The sequence below is a fragment of the Calidithermus terrae genome, from assembly GCF_003574345.1.
GTDB classification, from domain to species: Bacteria; Deinococcota; Deinococci; order Deinococcales; family Thermaceae; genus Calidithermus; species Calidithermus chliarophilus.
This window is the reverse complement of the sequence record NZ_QXDL01000259.1, coordinates 1-4989: the sequence shown is the minus strand read 5'-3', so window position 1 is coordinate 4989 and position 4989 is coordinate 1. Positions and strand designations below refer to the sequence as shown.

The window sequence follows — 4989 nt, the reverse complement described above, 5'->3', positions numbered from 1 at the left end:
AGGGCCCGCGCCGCGGCCACGATGGCCCTGGCTTGGCCCCAGGCGGTGTCGATGAGGGTGAAGCCGTCTTCCTCCCGCACCAGGAAGGCGTTGATGGGGAAGGGGAAGGCCTGGGTGAGCTGGACCATCAAGCCCGGCACAGCCTCGAGGTGCACCTTAACGTCACCGAGGGGCGGGAGCGACGCTCGAGCCTTCAAGGGGAAGGTTCCTCCTCTCGCCCGCGGGCCAAACCCTGCGTGCAGAAGGCGCCAAGCACGCGACAACTCCGGAACGAGGTGCCAGCATGGCCGCAACAGCCCAAGGCGGGGCGGGCCGGTTGGCGCCTCCCGGTTTTTAACCGCGACGGCCCCCCGCCCGCGGGCGGGGGGCCAGGCCATGGCCCGCTAGGGCGTACAGGGGTTGAGCGGCGCGGCCGTGTTGCGCGGGTTGGGAGCGCCCACGCTGAAGTCGGCGGCGTTGTTGTTGCTGTCCTGGCAGCCGTTGCCCGCCCGCAAGGCGGCGGTGGTGTTGGAAAGGGCAGCCGTGGGGCCGCTCCCCTCGAAGGCGTTGGCCCCGCCGTAGCCCACGAAGTCGGCCAAATCGGGGTTGCCGAGGGGGCTCGAGCCGGTGAGGGTGGTCTGGCTCTTCACCAGCGCCACCTTGCCGGCCGTGGCGCTCATGGCGATGCTGCCCACGGCGTCGGGGGTGGGCAGGCTCACGGTGCCGCCCGTGCCCGCGGCCTGCTGCACCAGGTAGTACTGGCCGGGGGCCACGGAGCCGGTGAGGTTGGTGCGCTGCCAGGTGGTGCCGCTCGAGGAGGCGTACTGCACGCTCCAGCTCGAGAGGTCCAGAGGGGTGTTGCCGCAGTTGAACAGCTCGACGAAGTCGTTCTTGAGCGTGGCGCCGCTGTTGCCGCCGCCGCCGTAGACCTGGCTGATCACCACGCAGCTCGTGGCGGGGGCCGGGGTGACGGTGAGGGTGAAGCTGGCGGTGCGGGTCAGGCCGCCGCCGGTGCCGGTGACGGTGAAGGCGTAGGCGCCGGGGGCCAGGCTGGCGGAGGTGGCGACGTCGAGGGTGGTGCTGGTGGGGCCGCCCGGCAGGCTGAGGGTGTTGGTGGGCGAGGAGATCAGGACGCCCGGCACGCCGGGGCCTACCGAGAGGGTGACGTCGCCGCTGAAGCCCTCGAGCGCCGTCGCGCTCACCGTCAGGCGGGTGCCCTGCCCGGCCTGCACGCTGGGCGCGGTGTCGGAGAGGCTGAGGGCGAAGTCGGGCGGCGCGGCGGGGTCGGCGGTGAGGGCGAGGCCCAGCAGCAGCGGGTCGTGGTCGGAGGAGCGGTAGGGGGTGGGGGCGTAGCGGTCGTCGGGCTTGAACTCCGTGTTGTAGTCGAAGGCCCGGGGCTCGTCGGCGTTGATGTGCCACTCGGTGAAGCCGGTGACCTGCGGGCTGAGCGAGGCGGTGACGAAGGCGTGGTCGAGGTTGCCGCTCTGCCCGTCGAAGACGTAGCTGTAGCGCTTGGGGGCGGGGGTGCGCAGCACTAAGTTCTCCAGGCCCGCGGCGGTGAGGGTGTTCACGGGGTCCTCGGCGGCGTAGGCGTTGAAGTCGCCCAGCAGCACCACGTCGGGGTCGGTGGCCTTGAGCTGCTCGAGGAAGCCCAAAAGCTTCTGGGCCTGCTGCACCCGCAGCGCGTTCCAGCAGCCCTGGCCGTAGTCCTGGTTGGGGTCGGAGGGGTCGGAGGGGCAGGAGCCCTTGGACTTGAAGTGGTTGACCACCGCCGTGAAGCGCCCGCCGGTGCCCAGGTCGCGGAAGGTCTGGGCCAGGGGGGGGCGGGAGTGGACGGGGTCGTTGTCCACCCGGAAGGCCCCCTCCGGCTTGACCTTAGCGGGCTTGTAGATCAGGGCCACCTTGATCTCGTCGGTGCCGATGGTGCCGGTCTGGACGGCGGCGTAGGTGCCCGCCCCCAGCGCGGCGTTGAGCGCGGCCACGAAGTCGGCGAGGGCGGTGTCGCCGTTGTTCTGCATCTCGATGAGGCCCACCACGTCGGCGTCGAGGCCGGCGACGGTGGCGACGAGCTTGGCCTTCTGGCGCTCGAACTCGGCCGGGTTGCTGGCCCCGCGCGAGCCGAGGGTGGTGAAGTAGTTGAGCACGTTGAAGCTCGCCACCCGCAGCGAGCCGCCCACCGCCTCGGGGGCCGCGGGGCGCGGGTTGGCGCTGGCGAAGCTCACCGGGCCCACCGGCTGCACGCGGTAGGCGCTGAAGCCGAAGGTCAGCACGCCGCTGAGGCCGGTCACGGTGTCGCCCACGCGGCGGGTGCCGTCGGGGCCGGGGCCGCTGAGGTAGGGGATGGTGGCGGGGTTCTGCGCCGTGGAGGCGTCGTCGAGCAGGATGCGGCGGCGCGGGTTGAGGGCGGGGGAGTCGCCCAGCCCGTTGCCGTTGGTGGGGTTGTACTGGCGCCCGTCGGAGGAGAGCGTGACCTCGCCGAAGCGGGCGAGGTTGAAGACCTCGGTGACGGTGAGGGTCTCGGGGAAGCTCACCAGCATGCCCTCGTAGCGCTCGAGGTCGGCCACCGCCGCCACCGGAAGGTCTACCGGGGTGGGCTCTACCGACACCCCGCCCTCGCACACCGTCACGCTGGTCACGGCCTCGAGCTCGGTCAGGGTGTCGCTGCCGGAGGCGAACTCCTTGACGTTGCCCGTCACCTGCACGTAGTCGCCCACGTTCACCGCGAAGGTGGTGTTGAACACGAACAGCCCGTCGGAGGTGGCGGGGTCGTCGTCGCCGCGGAAGTCCTGGATGTAGAAGCCCCCGAGCTGCCCGCTGGCCTGGTAGTCGCCTATCACCACGCCCTCGGTGGTCACGGTCTGGCCCGCCAGGGGGCTGGCCGTGCCGCTGCCCTGGATCTGGTAGGTGCGGGTCACGCTGGCCCCGGCCGGGCACTGCGGCGTGCGCAGGGTGGTGAAGCTCCAGGCGTAGGGCTCGGCCAGGCGGCCGCCCGCGCGGCTGTGGGCGAGGGTGCTCAGCGCCACGGTGTAGGTGCTGGCCTCGGCGAAGGGCTGGGCCGGGGTCAGGCTGAGCGTGGCGGAGTCGGCGCTCCAGGCGAACTGCTCCTCGCGCGGGGGGCAGGCGCCGGGGAAGGCGGCCTTCACGTCCTGCTGCACGCCGCCCACGAAGATGCGCGTGGTGCCGGGCATCCCCCTCGAGGTGTAGAAGAACACCTCGCCGCCCGCAGGCACCACGCCCACGCCCTTCTGCGGGGTCCTGAACACGTCCCAGCTAAAGCTGATGGGCTGGGGGTTGGGGTTGCGAACCCGCCACTTGCCGTTGCACACGCTGCTCAGGCGCAGCCTGTCGAAGCTCGCCGGGTTGCTGGCCGGGTCGTAGCGGCCGGGGAATACGCTGACGGCGGTCTGGGTCGGGTCCGCGTCCATGGCCTCGTCGAACGTGACGCTCACCGGCCGGTCCGGCCGCACGCCGACGGCCCCGGCCGCCGGGACGGTGCTGAGCACCACCGGGGTTCCCCCCAGCGGGAAAACCCCGCCCGGCAGGGCCGAAGACTTGGGGGCCTGGCTGCAGGCTGCGATGGCAGCCACCAGGCCCGCCGCCAACCAAAGGCGAGCTGAATTCATTGGATCCCTCCTAGCGACACTGTACGGTTTTCCCCGCTTCTTTCTCTGGAACGGCTCGGCTTATGGCCGAAAAGCTCCCGCCCCAGGGGCCAGTGTTTCGCGGTCTCGTCAGCTAAAGGCCAGCCAGGGCCCGCCTCCTCGCGTGCCCCGACGGCTCAAGTCGCCCACCCGTTGCGCCCGGCCGGGGGCCCGGCCTACCCTGGAGGAAAGGAGGCGGTGGACATGCAGGCTGGCGAATTGCGGCGCCTGCTCGAGCGCGTCCTCCCCGCCCGGCCCTTCGAGGTGCGGCTGTGGGACGGGTCGGTGTTGCCCGCCACGGCGGAGCCTAGGGCCACGCTGGTGCTGGGGCGGGGCTTGCTCGAGGGGCTGGCTCCCCCGCTCGACCTGGCCCTGGGCGAGGCCTTCGTGCGGGGGGATCTGGAGGTCGAGGGCGACCTGGGGGCGGTGCTGGCGGCGCTGGAGCACGTCGAGCTGCCCGCCTCCCCGCTGGAGTGGGCGCGGGGGGTGGCCCTGGGCGCGGCGGGCGTCCGCGGGCTCGGCGCCCGCCTGCACGGGACGGCGCACTCCCCGGCCCGCGACCGCCAGGCGGTGCGGCACCACTACGACCTCTCCAACGACTTCTACCGGCTGTGGCTCGACGCACGCATGGTCTACTCCTGCGCCTACTTCCCCCGCGGCGACGAGAGCATCGAGCAGGCCCAGGAGGCCAAGCTCGAGCTCATCTGCCGCAAGCTGCGGCTGCGGCCGGGCGAGCGCCTGCTCGACGTCGGCTGCGGCTGGGGCGGGCTGCTGATCCACGCCGCCGAGCGCTACGGGGTGGAGGCCTTAGGCATCACGCTCTCGCAGGCCCAGCTCGAGGAGGCCCGCGCGCGGGTGCGGCGGCGGGGGCTCGAGGGCCGCGTGAGGGTCGAGGCCCTCGACTACCGCGAGGTGCGGGGCCGCTTCGACAAGGTCGCCAGCGTGGGCATGGCCGAGCACGTGGGCCGGGCCAACCTGGGGCGCTACTTCCAGGCCGCCTTCGCCTGCCTCGAGCCCGGCGGCCTCTTCCTGCACCACGCCATCGCGCGGGGGCCGGTCCCGCCGAAATCCCCCGCCTGGGCCGCCTCCGGCGAGTTCATGCGGCGCTACGTCTTCCCCGACGGCGAGATCCTGCCGCTGTGGGAGATGCTGCGCGAGGCGGAAACCGCCGGCTTCGAGGTGCGCGACGTGGAAGACCTGCGCGAACACTACGCCCGCACCCTCGAGCACTGGCGCCGCCGCCTCGAGGCCCGCCTCCAGGCGGCCTCTCCCCCGGCCTGAGCCGTTGGCGAGCACGAAAAGCACCCGCGCGTTGGGCGCCCGGCGGCGGGCCACCGGCGTATTTTTGACCGCCCTTTGACCAGGCCTC

2 protein-coding genes are annotated in these 4989 nt (G+C 72.5%); one reads left to right on the top strand and one right to left on the bottom strand.

The window, feature by feature from the left end; translation table 11 throughout:
* Positions 1-383: 383 nt before the first annotated feature.
* Positions 384-3602 carry an ExeM/NucH family extracellular endonuclease gene (locus tag Mterra_RS18780; RefSeq protein ID WP_119316530.1) on the bottom strand — a complete coding sequence of 1073 codons (3219 nt, stop codon included), beginning with the start codon at positions 3600-3602 and terminating at the stop codon, positions 384-386.
* 222 nt (positions 3603-3824) lie between these two features.
* On the opposite strand from Mterra_RS18780, the gene Mterra_RS18775 reads away from it, so the two are divergent.
* Complete coding sequence (locus Mterra_RS18775) at positions 3825-4901, top strand: SAM-dependent methyltransferase (RefSeq protein WP_119316529.1); 1077 nt, start codon at positions 3825-3827, stop codon at positions 4899-4901.
* Positions 4902-4989: the final 88 nt, after the last annotated feature.